The 20,263-nt window shown below is 60.4% G+C and carries 19 protein-coding genes; 6 read left to right on the forward strand and 13 right to left on the reverse strand.

Features of this window, described 5'->3' with window-relative positions; all coding sequences use genetic code 11:
* Nucleotides 1-68: 68 nt before the first annotated feature.
* From lnt to miaB, 5 genes are all read right to left on the reverse strand, one after another.
* Entirely contained in the window at nt 69-1,592 is a 1,524-nt protein-coding gene (gene lnt, locus ACYZT6_RS00215; RefSeq protein ID WP_462025258.1) for an apolipoprotein N-acyltransferase, read from the reverse strand.
* An 8-nt stretch (nt 1,593-1,600) separates the two neighbouring features.
* A complete protein-coding gene (locus ACYZT6_RS00220; RefSeq protein ID WP_109635113.1) occupies nt 1,601-2,440 on the reverse strand; it encodes an HlyC/CorC family transporter in 840 nt (279 codons plus the stop codon).
* A gap of 5 nt (nt 2,441-2,445) precedes the next feature.
* Nucleotides 2,446-2,940, reverse strand: a complete 495-nt coding sequence (gene ybeY / locus ACYZT6_RS00225) for an rRNA maturation RNase YbeY (RefSeq protein ID WP_462025259.1) — start codon at nt 2,938-2,940, stop codon at nt 2,446-2,448.
* On the reverse strand, nt 2,933-3,937 hold the full coding sequence (locus tag ACYZT6_RS00230) for a PhoH family protein (RefSeq protein WP_461977015.1): 1,005 nt from the start codon (nt 3,935-3,937) through the stop codon (nt 2,933-2,935). Before ACYZT6_RS00230 ends, ybeY begins: the two co-directional genes overlap by 8 nt.
* 207 nt (nt 3,938-4,144) lie before the next feature.
* Complete coding sequence (gene miaB / locus ACYZT6_RS00235; RefSeq protein WP_462025260.1) at nt 4,145-5,473, reverse strand: tRNA (N6-isopentenyl adenosine(37)-C2)-methylthiotransferase MiaB; 1,329 nt, start codon at nt 5,471-5,473, stop codon at nt 4,145-4,147.
* Between the two features lie 134 nt (nt 5,474-5,607).
* Here miaB and ACYZT6_RS00240 point away from each other — a divergent pair, with 134 nt between their 5' ends.
* Entirely contained in the window at nt 5,608-5,937 is a 330-nt protein-coding gene (locus tag ACYZT6_RS00240) for a DUF1820 family protein (RefSeq protein WP_007894425.1), read from the forward strand.
* A 106-nt stretch (nt 5,938-6,043) separates the two neighbouring features.
* Here the strand turns inward: ACYZT6_RS00240 and ACYZT6_RS00245 are convergent, their stop codons facing one another.
* The 4 genes from ACYZT6_RS00245 to ACYZT6_RS00260 all read right to left on the reverse strand — a co-directional run bounded on the left by ACYZT6_RS00245 (nt 6,044) and on the right by ACYZT6_RS00260 (nt 9,576).
* A complete protein-coding gene (locus ACYZT6_RS00245; RefSeq protein WP_109635106.1) occupies nt 6,044-6,598 on the reverse strand; it encodes a tetratricopeptide repeat protein in 555 nt (184 codons plus the stop codon).
* A gap of 225 nt (nt 6,599-6,823) precedes the next feature.
* Nucleotides 6,824-8,107, reverse strand: coding sequence for a glutamate-1-semialdehyde 2,1-aminomutase (gene hemL / locus ACYZT6_RS00250; protein ID WP_462025261.1), 1,284 nt, complete (start codon nt 8,105-8,107; stop codon nt 6,824-6,826).
* Between the two features lie 15 nt (nt 8,108-8,122).
* The gene (gene thiE, locus ACYZT6_RS00255; protein ID WP_462025262.1) at nt 8,123-8,746 is read right to left on the reverse strand and encodes a thiamine phosphate synthase; all 624 of its coding nucleotides are present in this window, start codon (nt 8,744-8,746) and stop codon (nt 8,123-8,125) included.
* Between the two features lie 32 nt (nt 8,747-8,778).
* On the reverse strand, nt 8,779-9,576 hold the full coding sequence (locus ACYZT6_RS00260; protein WP_403102581.1) for a hydroxymethylpyrimidine/phosphomethylpyrimidine kinase: 798 nt from the start codon (nt 9,574-9,576) through the stop codon (nt 8,779-8,781).
* A 421-nt stretch (nt 9,577-9,997) separates the two neighbouring features.
* On the opposite strand from ACYZT6_RS00260, the gene ACYZT6_RS00265 reads away from it, so the two are divergent.
* From ACYZT6_RS00265 to ACYZT6_RS00280, 4 genes are all read left to right on the forward strand, one after another.
* Nucleotides 9,998-12,382 carry a hybrid sensor histidine kinase/response regulator gene (locus tag ACYZT6_RS00265; protein WP_462025263.1) on the forward strand — a complete coding sequence of 795 codons (2,385 nt, stop codon included), beginning with the start codon at nt 9,998-10,000 and terminating at the stop codon, nt 12,380-12,382.
* Nucleotides 12,383-12,455: 73 nt separating this feature from the next.
* Nucleotides 12,456-14,105, forward strand: coding sequence for an acyl-CoA dehydrogenase family protein (locus ACYZT6_RS00270; protein ID WP_462025264.1), 1,650 nt, complete (start codon nt 12,456-12,458; stop codon nt 14,103-14,105).
* Nucleotides 14,106-14,291: 186 nt separating this feature from the next.
* A complete protein-coding gene (gene amn / locus ACYZT6_RS00275) occupies nt 14,292-15,791 on the forward strand; it encodes an AMP nucleosidase (RefSeq protein WP_461955841.1) in 1,500 nt (499 codons plus the stop codon).
* A gap of 72 nt (nt 15,792-15,863) precedes the next feature.
* A complete protein-coding gene (locus tag ACYZT6_RS00280) occupies nt 15,864-16,505 on the forward strand; it encodes a pseudouridine synthase (RefSeq protein ID WP_462025265.1) in 642 nt (213 codons plus the stop codon).
* Here ACYZT6_RS00280 and ACYZT6_RS00285 read toward each other — a convergent pair.
* Together ACYZT6_RS00285 and ACYZT6_RS00290 are read right to left on the reverse strand one after the other, a co-directional pair.
* Entirely contained in the window at nt 16,500-16,709 is a 210-nt protein-coding gene (locus tag ACYZT6_RS00285; protein WP_109635094.1) for a DUF2788 domain-containing protein, read from the reverse strand. The two genes, ACYZT6_RS00280 and ACYZT6_RS00285, sit on opposite strands and share 6 nt — an antisense overlap.
* A gap of 198 nt (nt 16,710-16,907) precedes the next feature.
* The gene (locus ACYZT6_RS00290; RefSeq protein ID WP_007894448.1) at nt 16,908-17,387 is read right to left on the reverse strand and encodes an Lrp/AsnC family transcriptional regulator; all 480 of its coding nucleotides are present in this window, start codon (nt 17,385-17,387) and stop codon (nt 16,908-16,910) included.
* A 429-nt stretch (nt 17,388-17,816) separates the two neighbouring features.
* Between ACYZT6_RS00290 and ACYZT6_RS00295 the strand changes: the two genes are divergently transcribed.
* Complete coding sequence (locus tag ACYZT6_RS00295; RefSeq protein ID WP_462025266.1) at nt 17,817-18,842, forward strand: DUF6515 family protein; 1,026 nt, start codon at nt 17,817-17,819, stop codon at nt 18,840-18,842.
* Here ACYZT6_RS00295 and ACYZT6_RS00300 read toward each other — a convergent pair.
* Both ACYZT6_RS00300 and ACYZT6_RS00305 read right to left on the reverse strand, forming a co-directional pair.
* Nucleotides 18,827-19,732, reverse strand: a complete 906-nt coding sequence (locus ACYZT6_RS00300) for a cation diffusion facilitator family transporter (protein WP_462025267.1) — start codon at nt 19,730-19,732, stop codon at nt 18,827-18,829. The genes ACYZT6_RS00295 and ACYZT6_RS00300 overlap by 16 nt on opposite strands.
* A 29-nt stretch (nt 19,733-19,761) precedes the next feature.
* Nucleotides 19,762-20,181, reverse strand: coding sequence for a polyribonucleotide nucleotidyltransferase (locus ACYZT6_RS00305; protein WP_462025268.1), 420 nt, complete (start codon nt 20,179-20,181; stop codon nt 19,762-19,764).
* Nucleotides 20,182-20,263: the final 82 nt, after the last annotated feature.

The following is a 20,263-nucleotide window of genomic DNA, read 5'->3' on the forward strand; positions in this document are numbered from 1 at the left end:
AGATTGCGCACCCTGTAGCAGCTGTCGAGTGAAACGAGGCTGCGATCTTTTACTGGCACCTCAAATCCTCAAACGGTCTTGGCCATCCGGTTGGCCACCAGCGCCCAGCCAAACAACAACACGCAAAGTATGATCAACGGCCACGAACGCCATTCCAGATAAGGCGTGAGGTTGTGCATTGGCACGACTTCGCCGTACAGGATGCCGCGTTCGAACTGCGGAATCTGCACCGTGATCTGACCGAACGGGTTGATCAGGCCGGTCACGCCGTTGTTGGTGGCGCGGATCATCCAGCGGCCCGCCTCAAGCGCGCGCATCTGTGCCATTTGCAAATGTTGCAGCGGGCCGATGGAGGTGCCGAACCAGGTGTCGTTGCTGATGGTCAGCAGCAAATCACTGCGCGCCGCCAGGCTGGCGGCGAATTCCGGGTAGACCACTTCGTAGCAGATGAACGGCGCGATCTGATAACCCTTGGCTTGCAGCATGGGCTGGTCAGCCGGGCCACGGGCAAAGTCAGACATCGGCAGGTCGAAAAACGCGATCAGCCCGCGCAGCACGTCCTGCAACGGAACGTATTCGCCAAACGGCACCAGCTTCTGCTTGAGATAGGTGCCATCGCCTTCACCAAGGACGGTAATGCCGTTGAAGAAGCGTTTCTCGTGGCGGACTTCCTGGCGGATCGGGACGCCGGTAATCAGCGCAGACTTACGCTCTGCGGCGAAATTCCCCATCATGTTCAGGTAGCCCTCGGCGGACTCCTTGAGCACCGGGACGGCCGTTTCCGGCCATATCAGCAGGTCGACTGGTTTGGAGCTGAAGCTCATGTCGCGGTACAGCGCCAGCTGCGCGTTGAGCTGCGCCGGGTCCCACTTCATGCTTTGTTCGATGTTGCCCTGAATGGCGGCGACGCTCAGCGCCGGGCCCGCCGGGCTGGTCCAGGCGTGTTCTTTCAGCGCCATGCCGGCCACCCAAGGGCCGACCAGCAGCAACACGCCTGCGGCGATGAAACCTTTTCGCCCCGTGCGTACCAGACGCATCGCGTTATAGATCAACGCAGCCGTCAGGGCCAGGGTGAAAGAAATCAGCCACATCCCGCCGACGGGCGCGAGCCCGGCCAACGGGCCGTCGAGCTGACTGTAACCGGAGTAAAGCCAAGGGAAACCGGTGAGAAACCAGCCACGAAAAGCCTCTTGGCCGACCCACAGCGCCGCGAACGCCATGGCATCCGCCAGTGGCGCTTCGTTGCGACGCAGCCAGCGCGCCCAGATCCAGGCGGGCAGGGCGAAGAACCAGGCAATCGCCGCCGTGAAGATCAGCATCAGGAAACCGGCCAGCAACACCGAAGCGCCGCCGAAGTGGTGGATGCTGTAATAGATCCAGCTGGTGCCGGCGCCAAACAGGCCGAAACCGAAACACCAGCCACGGCCCAGGGCCTGACGGGGGCTCAGCTCGCGCAAACCGGCATAAAAGAACCCGACCGCGAGCAACGCCAACGGCCAGATATCGAACGGCGCCAGGGCCAGGGTGGTGAGTGCACCGGCCGCCACGGCCAGCAGATTACCGGGCCAGCCGGGGCGGGTTACGCGGAGCATGTCAATCCTTAACGGGCAATTGGAGTCAGGCGCAAAAGGTGGATTCGACGACTGTCCGCATTGAGGATGCGGAAGCGATAAGGGCCGATTTCAGTGATTTCGTTGCGTTTTGGCAGGTGCCCGAACGCGCTCATCACCAGACCGCCGACGGTGTCGAACTCGTCGTTGGAGAATTCGCTGTCGAAGAACTCGTTGAAGTTCTCGATCGGCGTCAGGGCCTTGATCAGGAAGTCTCCGCTGGGCAGCGGCTTGATGTAGCTGTCTTCTTCAACGTCATGCTCGTCTTCGATGTCGCCGACGATTTGTTCCAGCACGTCTTCGATGGTCACCAGGCCCGCCACGCCGCCGTATTCGTCAATGACGATGGCCATGTGGTTGTGGTTGGCGCGGAACTCGCGCAACAGCACATTCAGGCGCTTGGACTCCGGCACAAAGGTGGCCGGGCGCAGCAGATCCTTGATATTGAAGCTGTCGCCGTTCTCCTTGAGGATCAACGGCAGCAAGTCCTTGGCCAGCAACACGCCCATCACGTCATCGTGGCTTTCGCCGATGACCGGGTAGCGGGAGTGGGCCGAGTCGACCACGGCAGGCAGGAACTCGCGAGGTGTCTGGGTCGCCTTGATGCTGATCATCTGCGAGCGCGGGACCATGATGTCCCGTACTTGCAGGTCTGCAACCTGGATGGCGCCTTCGACGATGGCCAGCGCTTCGCTGTCCAGCAACTTGTTCTGATGTGCATCGCGCAGCAGCTCCAGCAGCTCCTGGCGGTTCTTCGGCTCGTGGGCAAAAGCCTGGGTGAGCTTACCCAGCCAAGACTTTTGCCCGTTGCTCGATCGATCTTCGCTCATAGCGATTACTCTGAATCCTTTGTTGTAACGATAGGGGGTGTGTCTGTTTCGTCGTCCGCATAAGGGTCGGGATAGCCCAACTCGGCAAGCAACGTTCGTTCCAGTGCTTCCATTTCTTCGGCTTCGTCGTCATCTATATGGTCGTAACCCAGCAGATGCAAGCAGCCGTGAATCACCAGATGCGCCCAATGGGCCTTTAGTTCCTTGCCTTGTTCGGCAGCTTCGCGCTCGACCACTGCCACGCAGATCACCAGATCGCCCAGCAGCGGGATGTCGAGAAACTCGTCAGGCACATCGGCCGGAAACGACAGGACGTTGGTGGCGTAATCCTTCTGCCGCCAGGTGTGGTTCAGTTCGCGGGCCTCTTCTTCATCGACCAAACGGATGGTCATTTCAGAGTCGGCGGTGCGCTGGCGCAGGGCCAGTTCACACCATTGGCGGAACTCGGCTTCGCTGGGGGCAGGCGTTTGGGTAGCCAGTTGCAGATCAAGCTCAAGCATCGCGGCGACTGTCCTTTGGCGTTTCGTCTGCCACGCGGTTCTCGAAGCGCTCGTAGGCTTCGACGATGCGTTGCACCAGTGGATGGCGCACAACGTCCTTGGATTCGAAATGGGTGAAGCTGATGCCCGGTACGTCTTTGAGCACTTCAATCACATGGTGCAGCCCGGATTTGGTGCCTTTCGGCAGGTCCACCTGGGTGATGTCACCGGTGATGACGGCCGTGGAGCCGAAGCCGATACGGGTCAGGAACATCTTCATCTGTTCGACGGTGGTGTTCTGGCTTTCGTCGAGGATGATGAAACTGTTGTTCAGCGTGCGACCGCGCATGTAGGCCAGTGGCGCCACTTCAATCACCTGACGCTCGATCAGTTTGGCCACGTGTTCGAAGCCGAGCATCTCGTAGAGTGCGTCGTAGAGCGGGCGCAGGTACGGGTCGATCTTCTGCGACAGGTCGCCCGGCAGGAAGCCGAGCTTTTCGCCCGCTTCAACCGCCGGACGGACCAGCAGAATGCGGCGAATCTGCTCGCGTTCCAGCGCGTCTACCGCGCAGGCAACGGCCAGATAGGTCTTGCCGGTACCGGCCGGGCCGATGCCGAAATTGATGTCGTTACCGAGGATTTCCTTCACGTAGCGCAGCTGATTCAAGCCGCGAGGGCGAATCATGCCTTTTTTGGTGCGCAGGGCGACGGAGGGTTCAGACGGGGAGACGTTGTCCAGCTCTTCGACGGCCGATTCCTGCAGGAACAGGTGAACCATGTCCGGCGACAGCTCGGTACCCTTGGTTTCCCGGTACAGGCGGCGCAGGAGGTTTTCCGCGGAGGTGGTGTGTTTTGGATCGCCGATCAGCTCGAACTGGTTTCCGCGGTTGCGGATCTCGATGGTCAGGCGTTGCTCGATCAGGCGCAGATGCTCGTCGAACATCCCGCACAGATTGGCGAAGCGACGGGCCTCAAAGGGCTCGAGGATAAAACGATGTGGTTCTATGGGTGCGTTCAAGGTCGTATTTAGCCGCCCTGGGGCAATTAAGATGAAATCAAGGATAACGCCAGTGGGCTGGGTGCGAAAGCTCTTAAATAACCCAAGGCCAAACACGATCCCTGTAGGAGCGAAGCTTGCTCGCGAAGGCGGTATGTCAGACGACTCATGTGGTGAATGTCAGTCCGTCTTCGCGAGCAAGCTTCGCTCCTACAGGGCAGGCGGCGGTTATTGGATCAACGAGCCCCGCAGCGAGTGCGGCTGTGCGGCGTCGATGTGCACGTCGGCGAACTGGCCAATCAAGGTCGGAGTGTCGCAGCGGAAGTTGACGATACGATTATTCTCGGTCCGGCCTTGCAGCTCGCCGGGGTCTTTTTTCGAGTAATCAGTCACCAGGATCCGCTGGATCGAACCGACCATTTGTCGGCTGATCTCGAAGCCTTGCTGATTCAGGCGATGTTGCAGCGCGTTCAGGCGTTCTTTTTTCAGTTCTTCCGGCGTTTCGTCAGCCAAGTCTGCTGCCGGGGTGCCCGGGCGTTGGCTATAGACGAACGAGTAGGAGAAGTCGAAGCCGACGTCTTCGATCAGCTTCATGGTTTGTTCGAAGTCTTTCTCGGTCTCGCCCGGGAAGCCGACGATGAAGTCCGAGCTGATGCAGATTCCCGGCACCGCGGCGCGCAGTTTGCGCAGTTTGGATTTGTATTCCAGCGCGGTGTGGTTGCGTTTCATCGCCGAGAGTATGCGGTCCGAACCCGATTGCACCGGCAAGTGCAGGTGTTTCACCAGTTCCGGCACATCGGCGTGGGCCTGGATCAGGCTGTCGGAGAATTCCAGCGGGTGCGAGGTGGTATAGCGAATCCGGTCGATGCCATCGACAGCGGCCACCACGCGGATCAGCTCGGCGAGATCCGCCAGGCGTCCGTCGTGAGTCTTCCCGCGATAGCCGTTAACGTTCTGGCCCAGCAGTGTCACTTCCCGCACGCCGTTTTCGGCCAGGTGAATGATCTCGGCAATCACGTCATCAAATGGTCGGCTGACTTCTTCGCCGCGGGTATAAGGCACCACGCAGAACGTGCAGTACTTGCTGCAGCCTTCCATGACCGACACATACGCGCTCGGGCCGTCGATGCGCGGCTCGGGCAAGTGGTCGAATTTTTCGATTTCCGGGAACGAGACATCGACTTGCGGCAGCTTGGTGGCGCGCGCGGCATCGATCATTTCCGGCAAGCGGTGAAGGGTCTGCGGGCCGAAGACCACGTCGACATAAGGAGCGCGGTCGCGGATGGCCGCGCCTTCCTGGCTGGCCACGCAACCGCCGACGGCGATCACCATGTCCGGGTTGGCCAGTTTCAGTTCGCGCCAGCGGCCGAGTTGGGAATACACCCGGTCCTGGGCGCGTTCACGAATGGAGCAGGTGTTGAGCAGGATCACGTCGGCGTCTTCAGCGCGAGCGGTAACTTCCAGGGCCTGATGTTCACCCAGCAGATCGACCATGCGCGAGCTGTCGTACTCGTTCATCTGGCAACCGTGGGTTTCGATGTAAAGCTTCTTGGCCATGGATACAGTCATCACGTGATTCAAAGAACCGCGCATTATAGGGAACATGTCCCCAGGTTCCTACCGCTGTGCGTCCGGTGGCTATGCTATAGTTCGCGCCCTCATTTTTATCCCCGATGTGTTGCCCGCCCACCATGACCAAACGTGAAGCCCCAATCTACAAGGTGATTTTCCTCAACCAGGGCCAGGTGTACGAAATGTATGCCAAGCAGATCTATCAAAGTGATCTGTGGGGCTTCCTGGAAGTGGAAGAGTTCGTCTTTGGCGAGCGCACACAAGTGGTCGTCGACCCGAGCGAAGAGAAGTTGAAAGCTCAGTTCGAGGGCGTGGTGCGCAGTTTCGTGCCGATGCATTCGATTGTGCGCATCGACGAAGTGGAACGCCTCGGCACACCGAAAATCAGCGAAGCCCGCGGCGCGGTCGGCAACGTCATGCCGTTTCCGATGCCGATGCCTGAGAAGTAAGACCGAGTCGCACCCTTCGCGGGCAAGCCTCGCTCCTACAGGACTGACGCTGCCCTTGTAGGAGCGAGGCTTGCCCGCGAAGGCGCCAAAAAGATCGGCACAGAAATCAGGGAAGTGGCGAAAACGGTGTACGCCCATCGGCGCTCTGCAATTCCATCAGGTATTTGCGAAAGATCTGTCCGAGCACCTGAGTCGCCACCTCAAGATCTTCGCGAGGCATCTTCTCGGCCACTTCGTCAGCCGTATCCAGCGCATCTTCAGCGCCGTTGACCGCGGCCATTTTCAGCACGATATATGCCTGAACGTTATTGGCCGGCACGCCTTCGCCGTGAAAGAACATGGTGCCGAGTTTGAATTGCGCCTGGGCGTGGCCTTGCAGCGAGGCCTTTTCGAAGTAGCCCAGAGCTATCTTGAGGTCTCGCGGGGTGTTTTTGCCGTCGTAGTAGAACTCACCCAACTCGTATTGTGCTTGCGCATCCCCTTCATCCGACGCTTTCTGGCAGGCGGCGAGCGCTTGCGTCAGGTCTTGCGGCTGAGTATTGAGGGTGCAGCGACCCATCGCTGGGATTAACAACGAGTTGCCGCCTGCTTGTGCGAGCGCGAGCAGGGGCTGAAGGAGCAACAGGCAGCCCAGTGCAAGGGCGCGGCCGGTGCGGTTCATGGGAATCGACTTACCTCTGAAGGGCGCGCGGACCCATCGAGGGGATCCAATAAGCGCGCATTATGAAATAAGCAGGGCCAACCTTACAAAGTCTTTACTCGTTTTTCTGCTGCGCGGGGAATATATCGCCCCATTTGCGGGAGATTATTAACAGAAGCACAGGAATAAGAGTGCAAATCCAGGTGAAAGCTGACGCTGGCAGTCGCCAACGTCAGCGGCACAACGTTATTTCAATGCAGCGAATGCACGCTCGGCGGCATCCAGCGTCAGTTTCAGCTCGGTGTCGCCATGAGCGATCGAAGTGAAACCGGCTTCGAAAGCACTTGGCGCCAGGTAAACGCCGCCTTCGAGCATCAAGTGGAAGAAACGACCGAACAGTGCTGCGTCGCTGGCCATCACGTCATCGAAGGTCACGATGTCGTCGGCACCGCTGAAGTACAGACCAAACATACCGCCGGCCTGAGTGGTCACGAACGGAATGCCCGCGGCATCGGCGCGCTGTTGCAGGCCATCGAGCAGGCGGCTGGTGTAGTCGCTCAGTTCGTCGTGGAAACCAGGACGGCTGATCAGACGAAGCGTCGTCAGGCCTGCAGCCATCGCCAGCGGGTTACCGGATAAGGTGCCAGCCTGATAGACCGGACCCAGTGGCGCGATGTGCGACATGATTTCGCGCTTGCCGCCGAAGCAACCGACCGGCATGCCACCACCGATGATCTTGCCGAAGGTGCTCAGGTCCGGCGTCACGCCGAAGTGCGCTTGTGCACCGCCGAGGGCGACACGGAAACCGGTCATCACTTCGTCGAAAATCAGCACCACGCCGTGCTTGTCGCACAGGGTCCGCAGGCCTTCGAGGAAACCTGGCGCCGGGGGTACGCAGTTCATGTTGCCCGCCACCGGCTCGACGATGATGCAGGCCACGTCCTGGCCGACGTCGGCGAGCATGGTTTCGACCGCGTCGATGTCGTTGAACGGCAGGGTCAGGGTGTGCTTGGCGAAATCCGCCGGCACACCGGCCGAGCTCGGCACGCCTTGGGTCAGGGCGCCGGAACCGGCCTTGACCAGCAGGCTGTCGGAGTGACCGTGGTAGCAGCCTTCAAACTTGATGATGTTGTCGCGACCGGTGAAACCACGGGCCAGACGGATAGCGCTCATGGTCGCTTCGGTACCGGAGCTGACCATGCGCACCATTTCCATCGACGGCACGATCGAGCAGACCAGATCGGCCATCTCGGTTTCCATCGCGGTCGGGGCGCCATAGGACAAACCGTGTTCCAGCTGTTTACGCACCGCGTCCAGCACGTCCGGGTGGCTGTGGCCGAGAATCATCGGGCCCCAGGAACCGACGTAGTCAACGTAACGCTTGTCGTCTTCGTCGGTGACGTAGGCGCCTTCCGCGTGTTTGAAGAACAACGGCGTGCCGCCCACGCTTTTGAATGCGCGAACAGGCGAGTTCACGCCACCGGGGATGTGTTTCTGGGCATTGGCAAACAGGGTTTCGGAACGAGACATGATCGGGCTCTCAAATCAGATTTTCAGTAATTCATTAAAGGCGCGGGCGCGGCGGGTCACTTCAGCCGTGCTGTCGGCGCCAAACAGGCCATGCACCACCGCCAGCAAGTCGACCCCGTGGGCCACCAGCGGCGCGGCGTTGTCCAGGGTGATGCCGCCAATCGCGCAGATCGGCAGGTGCAGTTTGCTGCGGGCCTGGTCGAGCAGATCGAGGCTGCAAGTCGGTGCGCCGGGTTTGGTATTGGAGTTGAAGAAGCGTCCGAAGGCGACATAGCTCGCGCCCTCTTTGGCCGCTTGCTCGGCCAGTTCAAGCTGCGCATGACAGGTCGAACCGATGATCGCCTTGGAGCCGAGCAGGGCGCGGGTCGGAGACAACGGGCCATCGGTCTGGCCCAGGTGTACGCCAACGTTCAAACGAGCGGCCAGTTCGGCGTCGTCGTTGATGATCAGATGAGTCTTGTAGCGGTCGCACAGATCGCGCAGGGCTTCTGCCTCTCGCAAACGGCGGGCCTCGTCGCTGCTCTTGTCGCGGTATTGCAGCAGGGTGACGCCGCCTTCCAGCGCCGCCTCCACGTACGAAAGAAATTTACCGGCCAGCAACTGGCTGTCGGTAATGGCGTATAGGCCACGTAGTTTCATCGGACAAGCCTCACCGCAGTGCGAATAGAAAGTTACGAACAGAAATCCAGCGGCAAGCGACGCGGCACGAACTGGCCTTTGCCCAATTGCTCTGCATCACGCAGGGTACGCCAAGTGTAGTTAAGCGCGGTCTGAACGGCGCTGGCGAGGTTTTCACCCTGAGCCAGGCGGCCGGCGAGGGCGCTGGCCAAGGTGCAACCGGAACCGTGATAACTGCCGGGCAGGCGTTGGCAGGTAAAGGTTTCGCGGTGGCCGTCGCGGCTGTACAGGCGGTTGTGAATTTCGTGTTCGTCGCCATGACCGCCCGTGATCAGCAGGTGTTTGACGAACGGCAGGAGTTTTTCAGCGCACTCGTCCGCGGTGCCTTCCGGCAGTTCGGCGAGGATGCGGGCTTCGGGAAGGTTAGGGGTGGCGATGATGGACAGGGGCAGCAGCCGTTCGCGCATGGCGTAGCCGACTTCATCTTTGCCCAGTCGTCCGCCGCCACCGGCGCGCAGCACCGGGTCGCAGACCACTGGCAAATGCGGGTGCGCCGAGAGCAGTTCGACCACGGTGTCGACCATCTCCAGGGAACCGAGCATGCCCAGTTTCACGGCAGCGACTTCGGAGTCGTTGAGCACGGCATTGGCCTGGGCCAACACCCACTCGCGGTCGAGCACGCGAAAGTCAGTGACGTTGACCGTGTCTTGCACGGTCAGGGCGGTGACGGCCGGGGCCGCATGACAACCCTGGGCGAGCAGGGCTTCGATATCTGCCTGCAAGCCGGCGCCACCACTTGGGTCGTGGCCGGAGAGACAGAGGACAACGGGGCGAGAGCTGTAGATATTCATGGTGCGCGAGCTTACCACCAGTCGACCAGCGAGTCATGAGAGGGACTGGTAGCAGCTGGCGAAGCCTGCGTTCGGCTGCGCAGCAGTCGTGAAACCTGAACTCGCGGTCTGTCTGATACACCATATCTTCTGAACTCACGACTGCTGCGCAGCCGAACGCAGGCTTCGCCAGCTGCTACAGGAATGGGTGAAACGGCCGATGCATTGTCACAACCTGACCGTATAAACAGATCTGCTCCATTCCTGCCGCTGGAACGCCCGTACTAGAGCCTTTGTAGGAAAAGTTTCAATGGTGCTCAATGGCCATCAACGGCTATGCTAGAGTGGATCCAAACCAATAACAGGTAATACCGGTTTTACGTCTACTCAAAGGGAATGAGGGGCTTCCTGAGATAACCGGACAGGCCACGCTGGGGCTTAAATGCGCTATTTGCTAATGTTGCTGTTGTGCTTGCCCCTCATGGCGAGCGCCGTCGAATTCGATGAGTTCACCCAGAGCCTTCCGTTGGGCCGGGCCCTGCAGGTGTACGAAGACGCGGGCGGTCAAGCGACCATCGCCGATGTTCGTGCGCAGGCCGCGGCCGGAAACTTCAAGCCCCACGATAAAGCCACCCTCAATGCCGGTTATTCACGTTCGGCGTTCTGGCTGAAAATCGATCTGCATTACCGTCCGACCAACCCGGCGGCGCAACGGACCTGGCTGCTGGAGCTGGCCTATCCGCCCCTTGATCACCTCGATCTCTATTTGCCCGATGCTGGCGGTGACTTTCAATTGGTCCGGCAAACAGGCGATGCATTACCGTTCGCCAGTCGCGAACTGCGCCAGAACAACTACCTGTTCGATCTGAATTTCACGCCTGACCAGGCGCAAACGGTGTACCTGCGCCTGCAAAGCGAAGGGTCGGTCCAGGCGCCAGTCACCTTGTGGTCGAGCACCGCTTACCTCGAAGAACAGCCGGTCCGCCTTTATGTGCTGGGGCTGATCTATGGCGTGTTGTTGGGGATGCTGGTCTACAACCTGTTCATCTACCTCAGCGTGCGCGACACCAGCTACCTCTATTACATTTTCTACATCGCTTCATTCGGCCTGTATCAGCTGTCGGTGAACGGCGCAGCGGTGGAATATTTCTGGCCCGACAATCCATGGTGGGCCAACGCCGCGACGCCGTTTTTCATTGGTTGCGCAGGACTGTTCGGCAGCCAGTTCGCCCGCAGCTTCTTGCAGACGGCCAGCCACGGTCGCTGGCTCGACCGTTTACTGCTGGCGTTAATTGCGTTCAGTGCAGTGGTGATCGGTTTGTCATTGATGGCCAGCTACGCCCTGGCCTTGCGTCTGGCGACAGCCTTGGCGCTGGTCTTCACCGTGGTGATTTTCATCGCCGGGCTGTGCGCCTGGTTGCGTGGCCTGCGGGTGGCGCGGTATTTCATCATCGCCTGGTCGGCGTTCCTGCTCGGCGGCGTCGTCAACACGATGATGGTGCTGGGTTACCTGCCGAACGTGTTCCTGACGATGTATTCCAGCCAGATCGGTTCGGCCATCGAAGTGGCGTTGCTGTCCCTGGCCCTGGCCGACCGCATCAACGCCATGCGCGAGCAGCAGGCGCAGACGCTGTTCGATGCCGGTCAAAAGCTCGAAGTGCTGAACCAGCAATTGGCCCACAGTAACAAGCTCAAGGACGAATTCCTCGCCACCCTGACCCACGAATTGCGCACGCCCATGAACGGTGTGATCGGTTCACTTGAATTGATGCAGACCGTCGAGATGGACCCGGAACTGGAGCAATACCAGCAAACCGCCGCCGGTTCCGCGCGGGACATGATGCGCATGGTCAACGGTATCCTGACCCTGACCGAATTGCAGGCCGGCAAGCTCAAGGTCAGTCCGGCAACCTTCAGTTTGCGTGGCGTGGTCGAAACCTTGCGCGCGCAGTTCGAGGGCAATGCTTCCAGCAAGTCGCTGGACTTCAAAGTCGAAGTGACGCCGGGTTTGCCGGATCGCTTGAACGGCGACAGCGCCAAGCTGGCGCAATGCCTGGAATGCCTGCTGGACAACGCCATCAAGTTCACCCGGGTCGGTGGGCTGGCACTGCGCGTGACGGGCAAACCGGTGGAAAACGGTCGGGTGTCGTTGTCGTTTGCGGTGATCGACACCGGGATCGGTTTCACCGATCTGGGGGAGGCGACGATGTATCAGCGCTTCTTCCAGCTCGACGGTTCCATGACCCGCGAATACGGTGGTCTGGGGGTTGGCCTGGCGATCTGCCGGCAATTAGTCGAATTGCTCGGCGGGCGCCTGACCCATCGTTCCGAACCCGGCAGAGGTAGCCGTTTCCAGCTGGACGTCGAGTTCGAACTGCCCGTGGTCGAGCGGCCGGCGGTGCCCTTGATGACCCGCGAGTTTGCGCGTCTTCGATTGCCCCAGGACTGCACGGTGCTGCTGGTGGATGACAACAGCATCAATCAATTGGTAATGCGTGGCATGTTGCTCAAGCTCGGCTTCCGGGTGCGCGCCACCGACAGCGGTGCTGCCGCGCTCGATCTCTTGCAGCGTGAAACCTTCGATGCGGTCTTGCTCGATAGTCAGATGCCGACGCTGGATGGCACCTCCCTGTGCTGCCAGATCCGCGCCTTGCCGGGTTGTGCCGAGTTGCCGGTGTTCGTGGTTGCCATCAGCGCCGATCGGGAGCGCTGCCCGACGGGCGCCTTGATCGATTACCTGAGCAAACCGGTGAAATTCGAGGATCTGCAAGCGGCGCTCTATCGGCGGGTACTGTGTTCGGGGCAAGGCGAAAGCGCCGACATTTAGGCGGGTATGACACTTTGTTCGGTCAGGGGGCGGTGCTTAACTGAATGCCTTGGCTGATCAAAGGAGCCCCGTCATGAACCTGCATCAGTTCGCCGAAACCCACGAAGTCACCAACCAGCCACCGTCGCTGGACGGCACCAACCTCTATCGCATTGACCTGCCCTTGCAGGAGTGGTCGCGGCGTTTTGGTGCCGGTTGGGCCGAGTCGCGGATCGACGCGTATGGCGCATTGGCCGGCGGGCCGCTGATGGAAGCAGGGTTTCTGGCCAATCAGAACAAACCGGTGTTCGTCAGCCATGACCGTTACGGCCATCGCATCGACCTGGTGGAGTTTCACCCGGCGTATCACGAGTTGATGCGCACGGCGGTCGAGCACGGTCTGACCTCGTTGCCCTGGGCGGATCCGCAACCCGGCGCTCATGTGGCTCGCGCGTCCATGACGTATCTGCACAGCCAGGCCGAAGCCGGCAGTGGCTGCCCGCTGACCATGACCTTTGCCAGCGTCCCGGCGATGCGCCTACAACCGGATCTGGCCCGGCAGTGGTTGCCGAAAATCCTCTCGACCGAATACGACCCGCGCAATGTCGGCATGGCCCACAAGGCCGGTGTCACCATCGGCATGGCGATGACCGAGAAACAGGGCGGCACCGACGTGCGGGCCAACACCACCAAGGCGTATCCGGTTGGCGCCAGTGGCCCGGGTCAAGCCTATGAGTTGGTGGGTCACAAGTGGTTCTGTTCCGCGCCGATGTGCGATGCCTTCCTGACGTTGGCGCAGACCGACAAGGGTTTGACCTGTTTCCTGTTGCCGCGCCATCGCCCGGACGACACGCGCAATCAGTTCTACATCCAGCGCCTGAAGAACAAGCTCGGCAATTGCTCCAATGCCTCCAGCGAGGTGGAGTTCCGCGGTGCGCTGGCGTGGATGGTCGGCGAAGAAGGGCGCGGCGTTCCGACCATCATTGAAATGGTCGCCATGACTCGCTTCGATTGCATGGTCGGTTCAAGCGCCTTGATGCGTCAGGCGCTGACCCAGGCCAGCCATCACTGCGCCCACCGGATGGTTGGCGGCAAATTGCTCAGCGAACAGCCGTTGATGCAGAACGTACTGGCCGACCTGGCGCTGGAAAGCGAAGCGGCCCTGGCCTTGAGCCTGCGCATGGGCAAGGCGCTGGATCATCTGGATGACAGCCATGAAGCGAAATTCGCCCGCCTGGTGACGGCGGTGGGCAAGTATTGGATCTGCAAACGCGCACCGGCAATGATCAACGAAGCCGCCGAGTGCATGGGCGGAGCCGGTTATGTCGAAGAAAGTATCCTGCCGCGTCTGTACCGTGAGGCGCCGGTCAATTCGACGTGGGAAGGTTCCGGCAACGTGCAATGCCTGGACGTGCTGCGGGCGCTGTCGAAGGAGCCGGGTGTGCTCGATGTGTTGTTCAGCGAGTTGGGCGATGGTCACGGCGATAAACGTCTGGCCGCGCACATCAGCCAATTGCAGTCGGCGTTCAAGGACACCAGCGATATTCAGTACCGCGCGCGGCAGCTCACCGAAGATATTGCGCTGGGGCTTCAGGCCAGGCTGCTGCTGGAGGCCGGGAACTCGGCGGTCAGCGATGCGTTCATCGCCAGTCGCCTCGGTTCGGCCGGCCGAGTGTATGGCGCTCTGCCGCGAGGGTTGGATGTGGAAGCGATCGTCGCCCGCTCGACCCCGCAAGGATTCTGAGCACGATTGCAAGAGCGACACAGATCCACTGTAGGAGCGAGCCTGCTCGCGAATGCGGCGGGACATTCAACATTAATGTGTTTGAACCACCGCTATCGCGAGCAGGCTCGCTCCCACATTGGATCTGCGCTGGACTTGGTATTTGTGTAGTAACCGCTGTTCCCGTGAAGCGATGATGCAGGCAAGATGAAGCTCTGCAAGTCAGAACACAGGATGCTGATCGTGACCGAAGCTTTTATTGTCGTTCAAACCGCCGAGCAAGCCGTGGATCGGCTTGCGCTCTTGCACAACCGTGCAACCACCGCGCTGAACCAGGCGCTCAAGCGTTATCTCAAGGATCGAGTTGAACCGGACGCTGAACAGCGTGCGATGTTTCGTTATCCCGAACTGCGTCTGACCTACCACTGCCAGGGCGAAGTCCCACAGACCACGCGCGCCTATGCCAAGGTTCAGCTCCCCGGAACCTACAGCGTCACCGTCACCCATCCGGCGGCCTTCCGTAAATACCTGCTGGAACAACTCGTGCCGTTGATGCACGACTTCACCGTGACCGTGGAAGTCGGCATCAGCCAGCAAAACATTCCTTATCCATACGTGGTCGAGCAGGGCGATGAGCTGGCCGGCTCCGGCGTCACCGCTGCCGTGCTGGCGCGGGTGTTCCCGAGTACCGACCTGTCGGCCGCGACCGACGGCATCGCCGATGGTTTATACGATTGGGAAAACACCGATCCGCTGCCACTGGCCCTGTTCGATGCCGCGCGGGTGGATTTCTCGCTGCGCCGTCTGGTGCATTACACCGGCAGCGACTGGCGTCATGTGCAGCCGTGGATTCTGCTGACCAACTACCACCGCTACGTCGACCAGTTCATCGTCCATGGCCTGGAACAGCTGCGCAGCGATCCGCGTTTCGTGCGCATGGTCTTGCCGGGCAACGTAATCATCGAAAAGAGCATGGACCACGGTGAAGCCTCGGCGATTGCTGCCGGTGTGGTTTGGCACCGCTATCAAATGCCGGCCTATCACCTGATCGCCACCGATGGCCATGGCGTGACCCTGGTGAATATCGGCGTCGGTCCGTCCAACGCCAAGAACATCACCGACCATTTGGCGGTGCTACGTCCACATTGCTGGCTGATGATCGGCCACTGCGGTGGTTTGCGTCAGTCGCAGACCATTGGCGACTACGTATTGGCTCACGCCTACATGCGCCGTGACGGGATTCTCGATCGCGTGGTACCGCCGAACATTCCGATTCCGGCCCTCGCCGAAGTGCAGATGGCCTTGCAGCAAGCGGCAGCCAACATCACCGGTGAGAAGGGTGACGAGCTGAAAAAGCGCCTGCGCACCGGCACCGTACTGACCTACGACGACCGTAACTGGGAATTGCGCTGGGCTCAGGAACGTCCGCTGATCAACTTGTCCCGCGCCGTGGCGGTGGACATGGAAAGCGGCACTATTGCGGCCCAAGGCTATCGCTTGCGGGTGCCGTACGGCACGTTGCTCTGTGTGTCGGACAAACCGCTGCACAGCGAAATCAAGTTGCCGGGTTCTGCCAACGCTTTCTATGAGCGTGCGGTCAGCCAGCACTTGAAGATCGGTATCGAGGCGGTGGATCTGTTGCGCACCGAACTCAACTCGCTGCACTCGCGCAAACTGCGCAGCTTCGACGAGCCGCCGTTCCGGTAACGGTTTGTCATGGTCATTTGGCGGTCGGGGCACTAGCATTAGCAGCCCTGACCGTTAGATGTTCCTTCTCCCATGTCTCGTCCCCAACGTCCCGTTTCCCGCCGCCCTGGCGCGAAACCTGCGCCATCCTCCTCAGCCCCGCGCCGTGTTGCCAAAGCGCCACCGGCCGAGCCGAAGCTGATTCTGTTCAACAAACCATTCGATGTGCTGACGCAGTTCAGTGACGGAGAAGGGCGGGCGACGCTCAAGGATTACATCGAGATTCCGGGGATTTACCCGGCGGGCCGGCTGGACCGGGACAGCGAAGGCTTGCTGCTGCTGACCAACGATGGCCAGCTCCAAGCGCGAATCGCCGACCCGAAACACAAACTGGCGAAGACCTATTGGGTGCAAGTGGAGGGCGAGCCGAGCGCTGAGCAGTTGCAGCGTTTGCGTGACGGCGTCGAGCTCAATGACGGCATGACCTTGCCCGCCGAGGCGCGGCAGCTTGAAGAACCCGAGCTGTGGCCACGCAATCCGCCTGTGCGCTTTCGCAAAAGCGTGCCGACCCGTTGGCTGGAATTGGTGATTCGCGAGGGTCGCAACCGTCAGGTGCGGCGCATGACGGCGGCGGTCGGCTTGCCGACGTTGCGTCTGGTACGGGTCAGGATCGGCGACTGGACGATCGAAGGGCTCGATCAGGGCCAGTGGAAGGAAGTGCCGGCGCGCTTATAACGCGCCGGATTCGATCAGGCCGATCACCACACTTTTGATCACGAACGCGGCCACGCCCAGACCCAGTACGGAGAACAGGATGACCGAGCCAAAGCGTCCGGCTTTGGATTTCTTCGCCAGATCCCAGACAATGAAACCCATGAAAATGATCAGGATGCTGACCAGTCCAGTCATCATCCACTCTTCGAATACTGCAGGATCCATTGAATATCTCCAGCGCGGGCGGGGCTAAAAGGCGCTGGAGTATACGGCATGGGGGAGTGCTGGAGGATTGACCTGCGGCAGTGTGTCGCAGCTATTCATCGCCTGTGCCGGCCCCTTCGCGGGCAAGCCTCGCTCCTACAGGGATCTTTAGTGCGTGTGAGATCTCTGTAGGAGCGAGGCTTGCCCGCGAAGGCGTCCTCAGCTACGCAGATGAGTCAGCGGTAACTCAGTACTGTTCAAAACCTGATTCAACACAAAACTCGAACGAACGCTGGTCACCCCTTCAATCCGGGTCAAATGCCCCAGCAGCAATTTCTGATAGTGATCCATGTCCGGCACGACGACTTTCAGCTGATAATCCGCATCCATCCCCGTGACCAAACTGCATTCCAGCACCTGCGGCAACGTTCTAATCGCGGCTTCAAAATTCTCGAAACGCTCCGGCGTATGTCGGTCCATGCCGATCAGCACGTAAGCCGTGAGGCTCAAGCCGAGCATCTTGCGGTCCAGCAGCGCCACCTGGCGGGTGATGTAGCCGTCGTCTTCCAGTTGCTTGACCCGGCGTGAGCAAGGCGAAGGCGACAGGCCGATGCGTTCGGCCAGCTCCTGGTTGGAGATGCGCGCGTCACGCTGCAATTCCGCCAAAATGCTCAAGTCGTATCGGTCGAGTTTGCTCATCAATCAGGCCTTTGTCATAACTATTGCGGTAGATTATCTATCCAGGGTTAAAAATTGCGCAAGTGATGTTTAATTGAGCAATCTTCGCAATCCTCTGCCGGCGCCTGCGGCCTATTCTTATCACCAGAATCACTGCTCGGACAAACAGTCCACAGCCGCTCGCCGAATCAGGCCAGCGGCGGCCGCCACCCTCACCGGGGATGTGCCGGCCCCCGAGCTACACACTGTCCAGAAGACGGCGTGAGGTGAGCCGACGTCATAAGCGTCGAGCACGGACGAAGTTCTCAAAGGGAGGCCGACGGGTCTCCCTTTTCTTTTGCCCGCAATTTAGCCCTCAATAAATAAGTTGCGCGACTGATAACCTGTTGCAGAACCGCCCTGTACTTTCCCAGTCTTACGTACAGGCCCTAACCCGCAGTGAGGAAAAGCATGAAGTCGCGCATCTGGCGTTTGGCCGGTGTTGGTTTGCTGTGTGTCAGTGTCACTGCGCAATCGCTGGCTGATGATCAGCAAAACCGTGGCCCCGAAGACGGGCAGCGTGGATCGGACGGCCATCAGGGCAACAATCAGGGGCATGGCAGCAATAATCAGCCGCGCCCGCAGAACAACGACATCATTCGTGGCGACAACAGCCGCCAGTTCGAGCACAACGGCCAGAATCAGAACAACCAGAATCAGAACAACGGCCAGTGGCAGAACCGTCAGCAGCCGAACTACAACAACCCTGTTCGCTCACCGCCGCCACCGCCGCAGCTACCGGCCAATGACCTGCCGATCCAGGGTCGCCCCGACACCGTGCGCCAGACCCAGCAGCCGCAACGTGGCTATTATCAGGACGTTCCGCGACGCAACGATTACAACCAGCACTGGCAGAACAACGGTCCACGTCCCGATGATCGCCGTTGGGCCGGTCGCCCGGACGGGCACGGTAATGGCTGGGGCCCCGGCCCGCAGTATCGCCCGGGTCATGTGATCGACCGCTTCCCGGACCGTGACTACCGCGTGCCTTATGGTGGTCGGGATTATTTCTATTCCGGCGGCTACTGGTACCGCCCGCAAGGCCCGCGGTATGTGGTGGTTCAACCGCCTCGCGGGATTCGGGTCAGCTACTTGCCTGACTACGCGCGTGAGGTTTGGATCGGCGGGGCGTTGCTGTTCCTGGCGGCCGGCTCGTATTACGCCTATCAGGAAAACACGCAGGATTACGTGGTGGTCGAGCCGCCGGTGCAAGCGCAGCCGGTCAGCAACAGTTACGACGTGGAGGCCTATCCGGCCAACGGCCAGTCGCCGGAACAGGTCAACCAGGACGGTTACGAGTGCTATCAATATGCGGTGCAGCAGAGTGGCTTCAATCCTCGGACGGCCACCTACCAGCCAGACCCCTCGGTGGTGCAAGCTTACCGACAGGCCCAAGGCAATTGCCTGAGCAGTCGCGGTTATCAGGTTTCTTTCTGAGCCCTTGCCGCCAACACCACTTCCTGCGGGTCGGCGTGCACCAGCACTTCGGCTCGCGGGTAAGCGGCGTGAATCGCATCGGCGGCTTGATCGCTGATGCCGTGAGCGACTGAAAGGGTCAGGTCCCCCGGCAATTCCAGATGCAACTGCACGAACCACTGGCTGCCGGAAATCCGCGTGCGCAGGTCATGCGCCCCCAAAACCCCCGGTACGCCGCAGGCGAGTTCGAGCATGTGCTTGCTCACGTCCGGCGGCAGCTCTTCATCCATCAGCACCGTAAAACTTTCCCGGGCGATCTGAATCGCGCTCCAGAAAATGTACGCAGCGATGCCTAGGCCGAACCAGGGGTCGACCTGATGCCAACCAAACCCGGCCAACACCAGCGCCACCAGAATGCTGCCATTGAGCAGCATGTCCGAGCGGTAGTGCAGAGAGTCGGCGCGCACCGCATTCGAGCCGGTGGCCTTGACCACCCGATGTTGCAACATCAGCAACGCCAGGGTCAGCGCCAGCGAGAACACAATCACCCCGATGCTGATCCACGGCGCTCCCACCGGTTCCGGATGTTTCAGCCGCTCGATCGCCTGCAAGGCAATCAGCACCGCACTGCCACCAATGAACAGCGCTTGAGCCATGCCCGCCAGGGACTCGGCCTTGCCATGCCCGTAACGGTGATCGTCATCGGCCGGGCGCAAGGCGTAATGCACCGCCAGCAAGTTGAGCAAGGAGGTGACGCCGTCGAGCACCGAGTCGGTCAGCCCGGCAAGCATGCTCACCGAACCGCTCAACCACCAGGCGATGGCTTTGGCGACGATCAGCGTACACGCCACCGCCACCGAGGCCCGGGTCGCCAGCCGCAGCAGGCGGGCGTGTTCGGAGCTGGAAATCATAGGTGCGGCTATTCCTTCAAGTGCACGGGTTACGCGGCGGGTTGCAGGCCGAACATGGCCAGTTGCTGGGCGCTGCCCTTGTGCTGGATCAGACGCGGGTCGTCCAGCGGGAAGCTGCGGCCCAGTTCAGTTTCGAGAATGGTCTGCAACTTGTGGTTATCGACCTTGCCGTCGGCGCCGATCGCTTCCTTGAGTTTTTCCGGGGCCACCTGGGCCGTGTGGCCAGGCTCGAAGTAAATCGCGCCAGTGGCGAAGTCGACCGCAAAAGCGATCAGGCCGGGGATGATGTAGAACAGCAGACCCACGGCATCCAGCGCCGCAATGGCCGGGTCAATCTTGCCGTCAATCTGCCCACGGCGATCGGGGTAGAAAATCGATCCGCAAGCGGTTACCTGGGTGAGCAGGGTGGCGACCAAAACACCGCCAATCAGGCGAAAGGGAATACGCATAGGAAATCTCCTGGGTCATCTGGTAAACGAAGCGTCGTCTATATGAATTAGGACCGCGACGAACGCCGAGCAGTTCGCCGTT

Source organism: Pseudomonas sp. RT6P73 (genome assembly GCF_054897715.1).

Excerpts from the sequence above, each read along its gene's own strand:
- lnt (WP_462025258.1), bottom strand. The coding sequence starts at position 1,592 with ATGCTCCGCGTAACCCGCCCCGGCTGGCCCGGTAATCTGCTGGCCGTG.
- ACYZT6_RS00220 (WP_109635113.1), bottom strand. The coding sequence starts at position 2,440 with ATGAGCGAAGATCGATCGAGCAACGGGCAAAAGTCTTGGCTGGGTAAG.
- ybeY (WP_462025259.1), bottom strand. The coding sequence starts at position 2,940 with ATGCTTGAGCTTGATCTGCAACTGGCTACCCAAACGCCTGCCCCCAGC.
- miaB (WP_462025260.1), bottom strand. The coding sequence starts at position 5,473 with ATGGCCAAGAAGCTTTACATCGAAACCCACGGTTGCCAGATGAACGAG.
- ACYZT6_RS00240 (WP_007894425.1), top strand. The coding sequence starts at position 5,608 with ATGACCAAACGTGAAGCCCCAATCTACAAGGTGATTTTCCTCAACCAG.
- ACYZT6_RS00245 (WP_109635106.1), bottom strand. The coding sequence starts at position 6,598 with ATGAACCGCACCGGCCGCGCCCTTGCACTGGGCTGCCTGTTGCTCCTT.
- hemL (WP_462025261.1), bottom strand. The coding sequence starts at position 8,107 with ATGTCTCGTTCCGAAACCCTGTTTGCCAATGCCCAGAAACACATCCCC.
- thiE (WP_462025262.1), bottom strand. The coding sequence starts at position 8,746 with ATGAAACTACGTGGCCTATACGCCATTACCGACAGCCAGTTGCTGGCC.
- ACYZT6_RS00260 (WP_403102581.1), bottom strand. The coding sequence starts at position 9,576 with ATGAATATCTACAGCTCTCGCCCCGTTGTCCTCTGTCTCTCCGGCCAC.
- ACYZT6_RS00265 (WP_462025263.1), top strand. The coding sequence starts at position 9,998 with ATGCGCTATTTGCTAATGTTGCTGTTGTGCTTGCCCCTCATGGCGAGC.
- ACYZT6_RS00270 (WP_462025264.1), top strand. The coding sequence starts at position 12,456 with ATGAACCTGCATCAGTTCGCCGAAACCCACGAAGTCACCAACCAGCCA.
- amn (WP_461955841.1), top strand. The coding sequence starts at position 14,292 with ATGAAGCTCTGCAAGTCAGAACACAGGATGCTGATCGTGACCGAAGCT.
- ACYZT6_RS00280 (WP_462025265.1), top strand. The coding sequence starts at position 15,864 with ATGTCTCGTCCCCAACGTCCCGTTTCCCGCCGCCCTGGCGCGAAACCT.
- ACYZT6_RS00285 (WP_109635094.1), bottom strand. The coding sequence starts at position 16,709 with ATGGATCCTGCAGTATTCGAAGAGTGGATGATGACTGGACTGGTCAGC.
- ACYZT6_RS00290 (WP_007894448.1), bottom strand. The coding sequence starts at position 17,387 with ATGAGCAAACTCGACCGATACGACTTGAGCATTTTGGCGGAATTGCAG.
- ACYZT6_RS00295 (WP_462025266.1), top strand. The coding sequence starts at position 17,817 with ATGAAGTCGCGCATCTGGCGTTTGGCCGGTGTTGGTTTGCTGTGTGTC.
- ACYZT6_RS00300 (WP_462025267.1), bottom strand. The coding sequence starts at position 19,732 with ATGATTTCCAGCTCCGAACACGCCCGCCTGCTGCGGCTGGCGACCCGG.
- ACYZT6_RS00305 (WP_462025268.1), bottom strand. The coding sequence starts at position 20,181 with ATGCGTATTCCCTTTCGCCTGATTGGCGGTGTTTTGGTCGCCACCCTG.